Here is a 13,567-nt window from a genome sequence, read left to right as displayed (position 1 = left end):
ACGGCCCACTCTCGGGCCGGCCGTCGCGTCCGCGCTCGCAGGCACCGCAGCAAGCAATGGAGGACGCCGCGATGGCGGTCAGCAGCACCCCGACCCGACCCGATTCCCCGGCGCCCGCCGCCCGTGCGCCCCGCCGGCCACGCGGCGAGGGCCAGTGGGCGCTCGGGCACAAAGAGCCGCTCAACCCCAACGAGCGGATCAAGAAGGACGACGACCCGCTGAACGTGCGGGACCGGATCGAGAACATCTACGCCCACCGCGGTTTCGCCTCGATCGACCCGCAGGACCTGCGCGGCCGGTTCCGCTGGTGGGGCCTCTACACCCAGCGCAAGGCCGGCATCGACGGTGGACGCACCGCAGTGCTGGAGCCGCACGAGCTGGAGGACGAGTTCTTCATGCTCCGGGTCCGGGTGGACGGCGGCCAGCTCAACCTGGCCCAGCTCCGCGTGATCGCGGACATCTCCCGCGAGTTCGCCCGCGACACCGCCGACATCACCGACCGGCAGAACATCCAGTACCACTGGATCCGGGTCGAGGACATGCCGGAGATCTGGCGCCGGCTGGAGTCGGTCGGCCTGCAGACCACCGAGGCGTGCGGCGACTGCCCCCGGATCGTGCTCGGCAGCCCGGTGGCCGGGGTGGCCCGGGACGAGGTGCTCGACCCGACCCCGGCGATCGACGAGATCGTCCGCCGGTACGTCGGCGACAAGGCGTTCTCCAACCTGCCCCGCAAGTTCAAGACCTCGATCTCCTGGCTGGTCGACACCCCGTACGAGGCGAACGACATCTCGTTCCTCGGCGTGGAGCACCCGGAGCACGGTCCCGGCTTCGACGTCTGGGTGGGCGGCGGGCTCTCCACCAACCCGATGCTCGCCAAGCGGCTCGGCGTCTGGGTGCCGCTGAACGAGGTGCCGGACGTGTGGGCCGGCGTGGTCGGCATCTTCCGCGACTACGGCTACCGCCGCCTGCGCAACCGGGCCCGGCTGAAGTTCCTGGTCGCCGACTGGGGCGTGGAGCGGTTCCGGGAGGTGCTGGAGAAGGAGTACCTGGGCCGCACGCTGCTGGACGGCCCGGCCGCGGACCTGCCGGCGAAGCCGGTCGACCACATCGGCGTGCACGCGCAGCGGGACGGCGCGAACTACGTGGGCGCGGCCCCGGTGGTGGGGCGGGTCTCCGGCACCCAGCTGGCGCAGCTCGCCGACGTGGTCGAGGCGCACGGCAGCGGCCGGGTGCGGCTCACCCCGTACCAGAAGTTGCTGGTGCTGGACGTGGCGGCGGAGCGGACCGACTCGCTGGTCGCGGCGCTGCGCGGGATCGGCCTGGAGGCCCGGCCGTCGGCGTGGCGGCGCGGCACGATGGCCTGCACCGGCATCGAGTTCTGCAAGCTCGCCATCGTCGAGACCAAGCGGCGCGGCGAGGAGCTGGTCGCGCGCCTGGAGGAGCGGCTGCGCGACTTCGACGCGGACATCTCCATCCACCTCAACGGCTGCCCGAACGCCTGCGCCCGCACCCAGGTCGCGGACATCGGGCTCAAGGGCCAGCTCGTGGTCGGCCCGGACGGCCGGCAGGTCGAGGGCTTCCAGGTGCATCTCGGCGGCGGCCTCGGCATGGCCCAGGGGCAGACCGCCGGCTTCGGCCGCAAGCTGCGCGGCCTGAAGACCACCGCCGAGGAGCTTCCGGAGTACGTGGAACGGCTGGCCCGCCGCTACCTGGCCGGCCGGACCGAGGGTGAGACGTTCGCCAACTGGGTGATCAGAGTCGACGAGGAGGAGTTGCGATGAGCGACGCTCGGTCTGCGCCTCTCTACTGCCCGTACTGCGGCGAGGAGGACCTGCGACCGCACGAGGCCGGGCACGGCGCCTGGGAGTGCCACGCCTGCGCGCGGGTCTTCGCGGTGAAGTTCACCGGCCTGCTGAGCCGGGCGGTGACCCGGTGAGCGGCCTCGTCTCCGCCGCCGGCCTCGGCCTGATCGGCGAGGCCGGCCCGGCCCGCCGCAACCCGGAGGAGCTGCGCGCGCTGGCCGAGGAGGCCGGCCGGGAACTGGCGGACGCGCCCGCGATCGAGATCGCCCGGTGGGCCGCGGAGACGTTCGGCGAGCGGTTCTGCGTGACCAGCTCGATGGCCGACGGGGTGGTGGCGCACCTGGTGTCCCGGGTCGCCCCCGGCGTCGACGTGGTGTTCCTGGACACCGGGCTGCACTTCCCGGAGACGCTGAGGGTCCGCGACGAGGTGGCCCGCCGGATGCCGGTGCGGGTGCGCTCGATCCGCCCCCGGATGACAGTCGGCCAGCAGGACGGCCAGTACGGCCCGCGCCTGTTCAACAGGTCCCCGGACGACTGCTGCCAGCTGCGCAAGGTGGAGCCGCTGGAGCGGGCGCTGTCCGGGTACGACGCGTGGGCCGCCGGGCTGCGCCGGGACGAGTCGCCGACCCGGGCCAACACGCCGGTGGTGGGCTTCGACGCGCGGCGCGGCAAGGTCAAGGTCAACCCGATCGCGGCCTGGACGCAGCGGGAGGTGGACGCGTACGTGGCCCGGTACGACATCCCGGTCAACGAGCTGTTCGCCCGCGGCTACGGCTCGATCGGCTGCTGGCCGTGCACCCGGCGGACGAAGGCGGGGGAGGACCCGCGCTCCGGTCGCTGGGCGATGTTCGAGAAGACCGAGTGCGGCCTGCACACCTGAGGGCCGGGCCGCCCGTGGTGCTCGCCGCGCACGGGAGCCGGGACCCTCGGGCGGCCGAGGCGACCCGGGCGCTGGCCCGGGCCGTGGCGGACACCTGGCCCGGTCGTGCGGTGCTGCCGAGCTGGCTCGACCACACCGATCCGGGGCCGGCCGAGGTGCTGCGCGGGCTGGCCGCCGCCGGCCACTCCCGGGCGGTTCTGGTGCCGCTGCTGCTGACTGCCGCGTACCACCGGAAGGTCGACATCCCGGCGGCGGTCGCGGCGGCGGGCGCGGACATCGAGGTACGGGTGACAGACGTGCTGGGGCCGGCCGGCGCCGGCGTGGACGGCGGGCTGCTGGACGGGTTGCGCCGCCGCCTGGCGGAGGCGACCGGCGACGAGCCGGCCGGGCTGGACGCGGTGGTGCTGGCGGCCGCTGGTACCCGGGATCCGGCCGCGCGTGCCTCGGTGGGTCGGGTCGCCGCGGCGTTCGGCACCGGGCTGGGCGTGCCGTGCCGCGTGTCGTACGCCTCGGCGGCGCCGCCGGAGGTCGGCGGCGCGGTGGCGCGACTGCGCGCGGCGGGGGCCCGCCGGGTCGCGGTGGCGGCCTATTTCCTGGCGCCGGGCCGGTTCCACGACGGGGTACGCGCGGCGGCCCGGTCGGCGGGCGCGGTGGCGGTGGCGGAGCCGCTGACCGACCTGCCGGAGTTGGCGGACCTGGTCCGGCGGCGCGTGGACACGGTGGCGGCCTGACCGGCCCGGACACAGCGCGACGCCCCGGCCGGAATCCCGGCCGGGGCGTCGCGAGTGGTACGGGTCAGGCGGAGTGAGCGCGCAGCACCCGGATACCGCCGCGGCGCTTCACCGCGCGGCGCTCTTCCTCGCTCATCCCGCCCCAGACGCCGGCGTCCTGACCGGACTCCAGCGCCCACTGCAGGCACTGGTCGGTCACGGGGCAGCGCCGGCAGACGGCCTTCGCCTGCTCCACCTGAAGGAGGGCCGGGCCGGACGTCCCGATCGGGAAGAACAGCTCCGGGTCCTCGTCGCGGCAGACCGAATCGTGGCGCCAGTCCATGGCGGCAACACTCCTCATTCTTAGTGGTGGCCAGTAAACGCTTCGTTGTTATTGCTATATGCGTCCGCATTGCCGAATGGTGACGTTCAGCATCCATCAATTCGGCGCAGCGTGAGCAGGCTGTGGGGTGCCTGGACCTGCTGGAACAGCTCAACCGAACGAGCATATCCAGGCAATGTCCCGGCAACACGAGTTCGCTTGTGAATACTTTCACGAACTACAGCGATGTCAAGGGTGCCGCTCGGAAAAACTCCGAACAGTGAGCGGGCTCACCACCCATTTGTCCGGGTTTACCAGGGTCCTGGTTACCCGGCGTGCCACAGTCGATAATCAATGTAGTACGGTCTGCGTGACGTTGCTGACATTTCCGGCACCCTTCCTCGGCGTGGCGGCCACCGCGCCCGCGCGGCGGGGGGATCCGCGTCAACCGAGTGGAGTACCCGAGACCTAGCAGATTACTCTCAGTGCCGCCGGCACGGAGGTGAATCGGACTTTCTCCCGCTCGCCGAGGTAGTCCCCGTCCATCTGGAACGGCAGTGGGCGCTCCGAGCGCAGGGTGAACTCCGCCAGGTCGTGTAGACGCAGCACCTGCTTGCCGTGCGGATCCGGCTTCCGGGAGAAGAACTGCGCCGCCGTACGGGCCGTGCTGGCCACCCGCAGCCGCCGCAGCGCCAGCACGTCGAGCCCGAGGTCGAACGACGCCTCCGGGTTCGGGTTGATCTCCCGGTCGCCCAGGTACGTCCACGGCGCGGTGTTCTGGATGATCGCCGTGGCCAGCTCCGTGTCCGGCGCCTCGCCCGGACGCTCCAGCGTGATCGACGGGTGGCGGCGGTCCGAGCCGACGAAGTACTGGCTCGCGGTGGAGCGGAAGTAGAGCGCCGGAGTCGAGACACGCCCCTTCTTGCGGGACTGTTCCACCCGGCGGATGACCGCCGCGTCCAGCCCGAAGCCGGCGCAGAACGTGAAGTAGCGGTCGTCGGCCCGGCCCAGCCCGATCGTGCGGGACCGGCCCAGCCGCAGCCCTTCCAGGATCATGCTGGTGCCGTCCGGCCACTCCCGGGGCAGCCCGAGCGCGCGGGCGAAGACGTTAGTCGAGCCGCCGGGCACAGTGGCCAGCGCGGGCAGCCGCTCGGCCGAGGTCTGCCCGGTCCGGAACGTCGGCGGCTCCGCCGCCATCAGGCCGTTGACCACCTCGTTGACGGTGCCGTCGCCGCCGAGCGTGACGACCAGGTCGACGCCCTCCTGGGCGGCCTCCCGGGCCAGGTCCATGGCATGGCCCCGCCGGCGCGTGTAGCGCACCGACAGGTCGACTTCACTGCGCAACGCCCGGACCAGCACGTCCCGGCTGCGCTCGCTGGTGGTGGTGGCCTTCGGATTGACCACCAGGACGGCCCGCATGGGCGGCACTGTACCGCGACTACCCACCGGTATCGTGGCGCCCGTGACGATCGACTCCGACCCGGTTCCCGGCACGCTGCGCGCCGCGGTGCTCCTGCTACGCGCGGAGGCGGTGGCGCTCGGGCTGATCGCGGTGTGGCTCATCTGGTCCGACCTCACCGCTGAAACGACGGACCTGGTCTCGGCGCTGTGGGTGACCGCTTTCGCGATCGGCGGCGCGGTGGCGCTCTGGGCGCTCGGCGGCGCGTTGTCCCGCCGTCGCGCCGGGGCGCGCGCGCCCGCGATCGTGCTTCAGCTCATGCTGCTGCCGGTCGGCTGGTTCATGATCGAGGGAGGGATGGGCTGGCTCGGCCTGCCGCTCATGGCGTTCGGCATCGGCATGGTCGGGTTGCTCGTGAGTGGCCCGACCAACCGCGCGCTCGGCTTCGGCGACCCGGAACGCTGAGCGGGGGAGCGGCGGCCGCGACCGGTCAGTAGCCGCCGGCGCGGCGGGTCAGCAGCGAGATGGTGGCCCGGCCGTCGGTCGCGTGGGCGTTGGCCCCGGTGGTCAGCGCGGTGAGCACCTTCCAGGCGAACGACGACTCCGACGGCAACGTCGCGCCCCGGACCGTCGGCACCGTCACCTCGACGGTGAGCGCGTCCTCGGTGACCGCGAAGCGGCACTCCAGCTCGGCGTCGCGGGTGGCGATGGCGAGCAGCATGGCGCACGCCTCGTCGACAGCGATGCGCAGGTCCTCGATCTCGTCGAGGGCGAACTGGAGCCGGGCCGCGAGGCCGGCCGTGGCGGTGCGGAGCACGCCGAGGTAACCACCGTCGGCGGGCACGGTGAGATGGACGACGTCGTCGTCAGTCGTCGGGTGCCCGGTCAGTTGAGTCACGGCTCCTCCCCCCGGTGCGGGACTCTACCCGGTCAGGGGGCCGACCGCGTGGGCGCGGCCGTCGCGTGCGTGGCGAGCTCGCGCAACGCCGGCCCGGCCAGGCGGTACGGGGTCCACTCGTCCATCGGCGTGGCGCCGATCGCGGCGTAGAAGCGGGCCGCCGGGTTCCAGTTGATCATCCACCACTCCAGCCGCTGGTAGCCGCGCTCCACACAGATCGCGGCGAGGGCGGCCAGCAGCATCCGGCCCGCGCCGGTGCCCCGGGCGGCCGGGCGGACGTACAGGTCCTCCAGGTAGATGCCGTGCACGCCGGCCCAGGTGGAGAAGTTGAGGAACCAGAGCGCGAAGCCGGCCGGCTGGTCCGCCGCGTCCACGGCCACGTGACCGAAGAGCGCCGGCGACGCCCCGAACAGGGCCGCGTCGAGTTGCTCGGTGGTGAGGTGGCACTGCTCCGGGGCGCGCTCGTACTCGGCGAGCTCGTGCACCATGGCGACGACGGCCGGTACGTCCCCAGGACGTACCGGCCGGATCGTCAACGTGTCGTCGGGCGACGTCACGCCTGCTTGGTCTCCCAGAAGATCTTCGAGATCTCGTCGATCTTCGCCAGCAGCTCGTCGGCCTTGGCCGGGTCGGTGCCGCCCTTGGCGCCGGCCGCGCCGGCCAGCTTGGTGGCCTCGTTGAACAGCTGGTGCAGGTGCGGGTACTTCTCGAAGTGCTGCGGCTTGAAGTAGTCGGTCCAGAGCACCCACAGGTGGTGCTTGACCAGGTCCGCCCGCTGCTCCTTGATCAGGATGGCGCGGGTACGGAACTCCGGGTCGGTGTTGGCCTGGTACTTCTCGCAGATCATTTTGACCGACTCGGCCTCGATCCGGGCCTGGGCCGGGTCGTATACGCCGCAGGGCAGGTCGCAGTGAGCGCTGGCCGTCACCCGGGGCGTGAGGATGCGGGGAAGGCGCATCAGGGTCCTCCATGGGTTGTTTGCGATGATCCAAGACGACATTACTCCTGGAGACGCCCTCGGGGGCTGGGAGGTGACATGGCGCCCACCGGCGAACCTCCGCTACTGCGCGGCCCGCTGGCGCCGGTGCTGGTGACCGGCCCGTCCATGTCCCCGACGCTGCGTCACGGCGACGCGGTGCTGGTCCGCACCGGCGGCCGGGCGGTGCGCCCCGGGGACGTGGTCGTCGCGGTCTTCCGCAGCCGTCCCGACCTGCTCGTCGTCAAGCGCGCGGTGGAGCCGCGCGACGGCGGCTGGTGGTTGCGCGGCGACAACGAGTTCGTCACCGACGACTCCCGGGCGTACGGGGTGGCTGACGTCCGGGGCCGGGTGGTGGCCCGCTGGTGGCCACGTCCCGGACGGGTGCGGCGCAGGTAGGTGAGGGGGCGATATGACCCCGCTCACATCCTGAGGGCCGGAGCGTGACTATGCTCGGAAAGTGCCCGGGTGACCCCCGCACCGCCACGCCGCCGGTCGCTGACCACCGCTGACCGCGCCGGCCGGTCCGTCTGCTCGACAGATCCTGGAGTCACCATGTCTTCGTCCCCCCCGGACCCCGCCGATCCCGTCTTCCGCCTGCACGTCGGCGGCAAGATGGCAGTCACCTCCACCGTGCCGCTGACCAGCCGCGAGGACCTCTCCCTCGCGTACACCCCGGGGGTTGCCCGGGTGTGTGAGGCGATCGCCGCCGACCCCGCGCTCGCCGACACCTACACCTGGGTGTCGCACACCGTCGCCGTGGTCACCGACGGCTCCGCCGTACTCGGTCTGGGCAACATCGGCCCGCGCGCCGCGCTGCCCGTGATGGAGGGCAAGGCGGTGCTGTTCAAGCAGTTCGCCGGCGTCGACGCGGTGCCGGTCTGCCTGGACACGCAGGACGTGGACGAGATCGTCGCGACGGTCAAGGCGCTCGCGCCCTCGTTCGGCGGGATCAACCTGGAGGACATCAGCGCGCCGCGCTGCTTCGAGGTGGAGCGGCGGCTCGACGAGGCGCTGGACATCCCGGTCTTCCACGACGACCAGCACGGCACCGCGATCGTGGTGCTCGCCGCGCTGCGCAACGCCGCGACGCTGCTCAACCGCAAGCTCGGCGACCTGCGGGTGGCCGTCAGCGGCGCGGGCGCGGCCGGCGTCGCGGTGACCAAGATGCTGATCGCCGGCGGCGTCGACCCGGCCCGGGTGGTGGTGTGCGACTCGCGCGGCATCATCGGCCGGCACCGTGAGCTGACCGGCACCAAGGCCGAGCTGGCCGAACTCACAAACGCCGAGGGCCGGCAGGGCGACGTCACCGAGGCGCTGCGCGGCGCGGACGTGCTCATCGGCGTCTCCGGCGGCCAGATCCCCGAGGCGGCGGTGGCCGGCATGGCCCCCGGCGGCATCGTGTTCGCGCTTGCAAACCCCACCCCGGAGGTGCACCCCGAGGTGGCCGCCCGGCACGTGGCGGTGGTCGCCACCGGGCGCAGCGACTACCCGAACCAGATCAACAACGTGCTCGCGTTCCCTGGCGTGTTCCGGGGCGCGCTGGACGCCGGGGCCACCCGGATCACCGACTCGATGAAGGTGGCCGCCGCCGACGCCATCGCCGGCGTGGTGGCCGAGTCGCTGACCGCCGACGCGATCGTGCCCTCGCCGCTGGACCCGCGGGTCGCGCCGGCGGTGGCCGAAGCGGTCGCCGAGGCCGCCCGCCGCGACGGCGTCGCCCGCCGCTGAGATGTAAGGAAGGGGCCCTTCCTAACGCCTCCGGTAGAGGAAGGGCCCCTTCTTAACTGCTGCTCAGCTTGTTACCGTGCCGATCATGCGTGCTGCCTTCGCCTCGGCCTTCGACACCGACAACCCGCTTGCCGCGCTCGCCGTCGGCGACCGTCCCGAGCCGACCCACCCACAGGACGACTGGGTCACCGTGCGGGTCCGGGCCAGCTCGCTCAACCACCACGACCTCTGGTCGCTGCGTGGCGTGGGCCTGACCGCCGACCAGCTCCCGATGATCCTCGGCTGCGACGCGGTCGGCACCGACCCGGACGGCAACGAGGTCGTCATCTACCCGGTGGTGCCCACTCCGGGCGACCCCCGCGGGGTCTCCATCCTCTCCGAGCACTACCAGGGCACGTTCGCCGAGCTGGTCGCCGTACCCCGGGTGAACCTCCTGCCGCTGCCCGACGGCCTGTCGGCCACCGACGCGGCGTGCCTGCCCACGGCCTGGCTCACCGCCTGGCGGATGCTCACCACCAAGGGCCGGGTCGCCGACGGCGAGTCGGTGCTGGTCCAGGGCGCCGGCGGTGGCGTGGCCACCGCGGCCGTCGCGCTCGGCGTCGCGCTCGGCAAGCGGGTGTACGCGACCAGCCGCGACGCCGCCAAGCGGGAGCGGATCGCCGAGCTGGGCGCGACCGCGCTGGAGCCCGGCGCGCGGCTGCCGGAACGGGTCGACGTGGTGATCGAGACGGTCGGCGCGGCCACCTTCGACCACTCGCTGAAGTCGGCCGCCCCGATGGCGCGGATCGTGGTCTCCGGCGCCACCTCCGGCCACGAGCCGAAGGTCAACCTGCGCCGGGTCTTCGCCATGCAGCTGGAGATCCTCGGCACCTCGATGGGCACCCCGGACGAGCTGACCGAACTGCTCGCGTTCTGCGCCGAGCACGAGGTGCGGCCGGTGGTCGACCGGGTGGTGCCGTTCAGCGAGATCACCGAGGCGTTCGCGCGGCTGCACTCCGGCGACGTCTTCGGCAAGGTGGTCGTCGACCACACCGCCTGAGGCGTACGGCGCTGGCGGCGGTGCCGATGGCGCGGGCGGTGCGTACGGCGCCGCCGGCGCGGATCGCGCGGGCGGTGCGGATCGCGCGGGCGGTGCGGATCGCGCGGGCGGTGCGGATCGCGCGGGCGGTGCGGATCGCGCGGGCGGTGCGGATCGCGCGGATGGCGTGTTAAGAAGGGGCCCCTTCTCTACCGGAGGCGTTAAGAAGGGGCCCTTCCTTACAGCCGGTCGTCGAGCGTGGCCACGCCGCCCTTGGCGGCGCCGACGGGGAGGCGCTCCTTCGCCGCCGGGTCGCCGTAGAGCGTCCAGCGGAGGAACTCCACTGTCGTGTCCGCGACCACGCCCAGCGCCTTGCCGTCGCCGAGCAGGGCCCGGCCGTGGTCGCCCTTCGGCAGGCTGAGCATCGCCTTCGGCCACGGCACCGCGTCGAAGACGGCCTTGCCGGCGGCGTACGACACCACCTCGTCGGCCTCGCCGTGCACGAACAACTGAGGCGCGACGGTGCCGGCGAACGCGGTACCCACGCCGAGCGCGGTGCCGGAGAAGACGATGCCCGCGTCCAGCCGAGCGTCCCGGCCCGCGGTGAACACGCCGATCGTGGTCACGCCACCGGCGCTGTGCCCGGTAGCGGCCACCCGCTCCGGGTCCAGCCGGCCGCGCAGCGGATCGCCCGCCTTCTCGCCGAGCGCGAGCACCCGGGTCAGCACGTACGACACGTCGGCCGGCTGGTTGAGCACGTCCAGCGCGTTGCCGTCGGTGCCCCGGGACGTGTGCGGGAAACGTGGCGCGGCGACCACGAAACCGGCCGCCGCCCAGCGCGTGAGCAGCACCTGGTAGTCCTCGGGCCGGGCGGTCAGCCCGTGGCTGAACAGCACCACCGGGAACCGCCCGTCGGCCGCCGGGGCGGAGCGCTCGACCGCGCCACCGGCCGCGCCCGCCGCCGGGTACCAGAGCGTCACCGGCAACGGCCGGTTGCCGTCGCGGTTCAGCTTCACCTGGCGTACGCCGACCGCGAGGCTCTCGGTGGGAGCCTTGCCGGCGGGTACGCGCGGGGTCGGTGTGGCGCTGGTCGGTGAGGTGTCTAGAGCGGGCCGCCCGGCCGGGGCGGCGGGCTGCTCCGAGCAGCCGGCGAGGGCGGCGCCGAGCACGGCGGCGGTAACGAGGGCGACGGGACGACGGCTCATGAACTCGATTGTGCCTCGCGATCGCCTGAGACCCGGCCCCGGTCAGCCCGTCGGGTGGTCGCGCGCCGACGCCCGGAGCCGGGCCAGGTCGGCGGCGTCCTTGGCGCGGCGGGGCCGCTCCGGCATCCAGACCGGGAACATCTCCTTGAACTCGATCTGCGCGGCGATGCTGATCACCGGCGCCGCGAGCGGGCCGATCCGGCCGGGTGGGGCGGTCAGCATGCCCTCGGGCAGGACGGTGCCCGCCCACGGTCCGGCGCCCACGACGACCCGGCCCGCCGCGTCCCGGTCGAGGTACGCGAAGCTCAGCTCGACGTCGTCCCGGAGCAGGTCGAGCTGGAGCGTCGCCGGCATCCGGGGGTCGGGCCGCCAGTCGAGCGCGCCGAGCCGGTCGGCAAGCAGGTCGGCGTCCCGCCGCCAGCAGTACCAGTCGACGTCGACGTGGGGGCGGCTCACCGCGCCGAGGTGGAAGTCCATCGCCCAGCCGCCACGCAGCCAGACGTCGATCCCGGCCGCTCCGGCCACCTCCACCACCTCACGGATGGCGTCCAGTTGCCGCCCTTCCAGCCCGTCCACGCCCGCACCCTACCCACCCCCGCCCTGGGTCGCGTCGATCATGAAGTTGGCGGCATCTGCTGTCCGTTTTGTCGCCGTCAACCTCATGATCGTTGGCGCTGGGCCGGGCGGGGTGCGGTCAGGCGGGGAGGGAGCGGGTGGTGAAGGTGGTACCGGGGGCTGCCGCGTCGGCGGGGAGGCGGCGCAGCGCTGCCCGGTCGGCGTAGAGCGTCCAGCGCAGGAAGTCGGTGGTGGTGGCGAGCACCTGGGCGAAGCCGGAGCGGCCCGGCGTCAGGTACTCGCCGTGGCCCTGACCGCGCAGGCTCAGGAAGGCGGCCGGGCCGAGACAGCGGGCGTACGCGGCCCGGCCGATCGACTCCGGCACGATCCGGTCGGCGCTGCCGTGCACGAACAGCATCGGCGCGAGCGGCCGGGAGAAGCCGGCGACCATCCGGCCACCGGCGATCACTATCCCGGCCCGCAACGGGGACGGTTGCCCGGAGGCGAACATCCCGAGGCTGGTGTGACCGCCGGCCGAGTGCCCGGCGGCGGCGAACCGGTCCACGGCCAGGTGCGCGCCGAGCGGGTCGCCGGGGCGGGCGCCCAGGCGGACCAGGTGACGGACCAGCCGCCAGGCGTCGGCCGGCTGGTTGCGTACGTCGTCGCGGGTGTAGTGGCGGGCGCGCAGGTTCGTACGCGGGTACGTGGGCGCGACCACCACGAACCCGGCAGCCGCCCAGCGACTGGTCAGCGCGGCGTGCAGCGCGGGCAGGCTGCGCAGCCCGTGGCTGTAGAGGACCACCGGGAACCGGCCCGCCGCGAACGGCGCGCCCGGCCGCACCCGTGGCCCGTCCTGCGTCCCAGCGTCTGCGCCGGACGGCCCGCCGGCGCGGCCCGGCGAGGTGGCGGAGTAACGTGCGCCGGCGGAGCCGGGCGGCGTGGCGGAGTTGGGCGTGGAGGCGGAGCTGGGCGCGGTGGTCCGGCCGGGCGTGGAGGCGGAGATCGGCGCGGTGGCGCGGGCAGGCCCGGCGGGACCCGTGGACGCGGACGGAGCAGCCGGCGCGGGCAGGTCGGCCGGGTACCAGACGGTGACCGGCAGCGGCCGGGCGCCGTCCGGGTCGAGCGTGAACTGCCGCATCCCCACCGCGTACTGGCGCTCGGGTGCGGGCCGGACACCGGCCGGGACGGGATCGGTCGTGGCGACGGCCTGGCCGCAGCCGGCCAGCAGCGCCGTCATCAGCGCGGCCACCAGCCGCTGCCCCCTCACACCTGCACGGTAGGCAGCCGAGCGGTCGGCCCGCGCCCGCCGTCCGGATCGGCTGCCACCGCCACCCGGCCGGGCGACACCTCCACCGGCCGGGCGGGTTTGCGCGGGCCGGGTGAGCCGGTTGTCTTGCTCCGGCCCGGCGGGGCGGCCTGGTCCGGCCGGCTTCGCTAGGGTCACCCGCATGGCTGAGAACTACACCGACCCGAGTGGCAACACAGCGCAGTTCCGCGCGTTCGTCGATTCGCCCGAGCCGGCCGCGTCGGCGTCGGCGCCGTCCCGGGTACCGCTGATCGCCGGTGTGGCCGTCGCCGTCGTCGTGGTGGTCGCCCTCGTCGCCTGGATCGCCCTGGGCTGACCCGCACGCCGCACGCCGCACGCCGGCAGCGGCAGGGGCGCACCGGACCACGCCACCTCCCCGAGGTGGCGGCACTTGAGGCGCCGGGGTCACGCCACTTCGCCGAGGTGGCGGCATCGGGCGCACGGGATCACGTCACTTCCCCGAGGTGGCGGCACCTGAAGCGCCGGGGTGATGCCACTTCGCCGTGGTGGCGGCATCGGGCGCACCGGTATCACGCCGCCTCCCCACAGTGGCGGCACCTGGAGCATCGGGGTCACGCCACTTCGCCGAGGTGGCGGCATCGGCGGCACCGGACCACCCCGCCTCCCCGAAGTGGCGGCACCTGGAGCGCCGGGGTGATGCCACTTCGCCGTGGTGGCGGCATCGGGCGCACCGGTATCACGCCGCCTCCCCACAGTGGCGGCACCTGGAGCATCGGGGTCACGCCACTTCGCCGAGGTGGCGGC

Annotated in this window: 18 protein-coding genes; 10 read left to right on the top strand and 8 right to left on the bottom strand. The window is 73.6% G+C overall.

Features of this window, described 5'->3' with window-relative positions:
• The first annotated feature begins 71 nt into the window (after positions 1 to 71).
• From MicB006_RS21155 to MicB006_RS21145, 4 genes are read left to right on the top strand one after another with little or no spacing between them, the layout of a single operon-like run.
• Positions 72 to 1,781, top strand: a complete 1,710-nt coding sequence (locus MicB006_RS21155) for a nitrite/sulfite reductase (protein WP_116511678.1) — start codon at positions 72 to 74, stop codon at positions 1,779 to 1,781.
• Positions 1,778 to 1,936: a hypothetical protein gene (locus MicB006_RS32060; RefSeq protein ID WP_013288361.1), complete on the top strand. Its 159-nt coding sequence runs from the start codon at positions 1,778 to 1,780 to the stop codon at positions 1,934 to 1,936. Before MicB006_RS21155 ends, MicB006_RS32060 begins: the two co-directional genes overlap by 4 nt.
• The gene (locus MicB006_RS21150) at positions 1,933 to 2,682 is read left to right on the top strand and encodes a phosphoadenylyl-sulfate reductase (protein WP_116508421.1); all 750 of its coding nucleotides are present in this window, start codon (positions 1,933 to 1,935) and stop codon (positions 2,680 to 2,682) included. The genes MicB006_RS32060 and MicB006_RS21150 overlap by 4 nt, the downstream gene beginning before the upstream one ends.
• Positions 2,664 to 3,413 carry a sirohydrochlorin chelatase gene (locus MicB006_RS21145; RefSeq protein ID WP_192900112.1) on the top strand — a complete coding sequence of 250 codons (750 nt, stop codon included), beginning with the start codon at positions 2,664 to 2,666 and terminating at the stop codon, positions 3,411 to 3,413. Before MicB006_RS21150 ends, MicB006_RS21145 begins: the two co-directional genes overlap by 19 nt.
• Positions 3,414 to 3,477: 64 nt before the next feature.
• Here MicB006_RS21145 and MicB006_RS21140 read toward each other — a convergent pair whose 3' ends face one another.
• Both MicB006_RS21140 and MicB006_RS21135 read right to left on the bottom strand, forming a co-directional pair.
• Positions 3,478 to 3,735 carry a WhiB family transcriptional regulator gene (locus MicB006_RS21140; RefSeq protein ID WP_116508419.1) on the bottom strand — a complete coding sequence of 86 codons (258 nt, stop codon included), beginning with the start codon at positions 3,733 to 3,735 and terminating at the stop codon, positions 3,478 to 3,480.
• Between the two features lie 447 nt (positions 3,736 to 4,182).
• Entirely contained in the window at positions 4,183 to 5,133 is a 951-nt protein-coding gene (locus MicB006_RS21135) for a diacylglycerol kinase family protein (protein WP_030503232.1), read from the bottom strand.
• A 43-nt stretch (positions 5,134 to 5,176) separates the two neighbouring features.
• Between MicB006_RS21135 and MicB006_RS21130 the strand changes: the two genes are divergently transcribed.
• The gene (locus MicB006_RS21130; protein ID WP_073828739.1) at positions 5,177 to 5,578 is read left to right on the top strand and encodes a hypothetical protein; all 402 of its coding nucleotides are present in this window, start codon (positions 5,177 to 5,179) and stop codon (positions 5,576 to 5,578) included.
• Positions 5,579 to 5,603: 25 nt separating this feature from the next.
• Here the strand turns inward: MicB006_RS21130 and MicB006_RS21125 are convergent, their stop codons facing one another.
• The 3 genes from MicB006_RS21125 to sodN are packed head-to-tail and all read right to left on the bottom strand — an operon-like array spanning position 5,604 to position 6,969.
• The gene (locus MicB006_RS21125; RefSeq protein ID WP_030503230.1) at positions 5,604 to 6,011 is read right to left on the bottom strand and encodes an ATP-binding protein; all 408 of its coding nucleotides are present in this window, start codon (positions 6,009 to 6,011) and stop codon (positions 5,604 to 5,606) included.
• Positions 6,012 to 6,043: 32 nt separating this feature from the next.
• Positions 6,044 to 6,568, bottom strand: coding sequence for a GNAT family N-acetyltransferase (locus MicB006_RS21120; RefSeq protein WP_116508418.1), 525 nt, complete (start codon positions 6,566 to 6,568; stop codon positions 6,044 to 6,046).
• Positions 6,565 to 6,969, bottom strand: a complete 405-nt coding sequence (sodN, locus tag MicB006_RS21115; RefSeq protein WP_073828737.1) for a superoxide dismutase, Ni — start codon at positions 6,967 to 6,969, stop codon at positions 6,565 to 6,567. The genes MicB006_RS21120 and sodN overlap by 4 nt, the downstream gene beginning before the upstream one ends.
• Positions 6,970 to 7,047: 78 nt before the next feature.
• Between sodN and MicB006_RS21110 the strand changes: the two genes are divergently transcribed.
• From MicB006_RS21110 to MicB006_RS31845, 4 genes are all read left to right on the top strand, one after another.
• Positions 7,048 to 7,386, top strand: coding sequence for a S24 family peptidase (locus MicB006_RS21110; protein WP_073828736.1), 339 nt, complete (start codon positions 7,048 to 7,050; stop codon positions 7,384 to 7,386).
• Between the two features lie 156 nt (positions 7,387 to 7,542).
• Positions 7,543 to 8,718: an NADP-dependent malic enzyme gene (locus MicB006_RS21105; protein WP_116508417.1), complete on the top strand. Its 1,176-nt coding sequence runs from the start codon at positions 7,543 to 7,545 to the stop codon at positions 8,716 to 8,718.
• Between the two features lie 85 nt (positions 8,719 to 8,803).
• Complete coding sequence (locus MicB006_RS21100) at positions 8,804 to 9,757, top strand: zinc-binding dehydrogenase (protein WP_073829326.1); 954 nt, start codon at positions 8,804 to 8,806, stop codon at positions 9,755 to 9,757.
• Positions 9,758 to 9,783: 26 nt separating this feature from the next.
• Positions 9,784 to 9,930: a hypothetical protein gene (locus MicB006_RS31845; protein ID WP_225980438.1), complete on the top strand. Its 147-nt coding sequence runs from the start codon at positions 9,784 to 9,786 to the stop codon at positions 9,928 to 9,930.
• Between the two features lie 45 nt (positions 9,931 to 9,975).
• On the opposite strand, the gene MicB006_RS21095 is transcribed toward MicB006_RS31845, so the two are convergent.
• The 3 genes from MicB006_RS21095 to MicB006_RS21085 form a co-directional block, all read right to left on the bottom strand.
• Positions 9,976 to 10,941, bottom strand: a complete 966-nt coding sequence (locus MicB006_RS21095; protein WP_116508416.1) for a chlorophyllase — start codon at positions 10,939 to 10,941, stop codon at positions 9,976 to 9,978.
• A 42-nt stretch (positions 10,942 to 10,983) separates the two neighbouring features.
• Entirely contained in the window at positions 10,984 to 11,517 is a 534-nt protein-coding gene (locus MicB006_RS21090; RefSeq protein ID WP_116508415.1) for a nucleotidyltransferase domain-containing protein, read from the bottom strand.
• Positions 11,518 to 11,635: 118 nt separating this feature from the next.
• Positions 11,636 to 12,763, bottom strand: a complete 1,128-nt coding sequence (locus tag MicB006_RS21085) for an alpha/beta hydrolase (protein ID WP_116508414.1) — start codon at positions 12,761 to 12,763, stop codon at positions 11,636 to 11,638.
• Between the two features lie 181 nt (positions 12,764 to 12,944).
• On the opposite strand from MicB006_RS21085, the gene MicB006_RS32055 reads away from it, so the two are divergent.
• Positions 12,945 to 13,118, top strand: a complete 174-nt coding sequence (locus MicB006_RS32055; RefSeq protein ID WP_166457193.1) for a hypothetical protein — start codon at positions 12,945 to 12,947, stop codon at positions 13,116 to 13,118.
• Positions 13,119 to 13,567: the final 449 nt, after the last annotated feature.

Source organism: Micromonospora sp. B006, assembly GCF_003408515.1.
Lineage (GTDB): Bacteria > Actinomycetota > Actinomycetes > Mycobacteriales > Micromonosporaceae > Micromonospora > Micromonospora echinospora_A.
The sequence above is the reverse complement of the archived record's forward strand: the minus strand, read 5'-3'. Positions and strand labels throughout refer to the sequence as shown.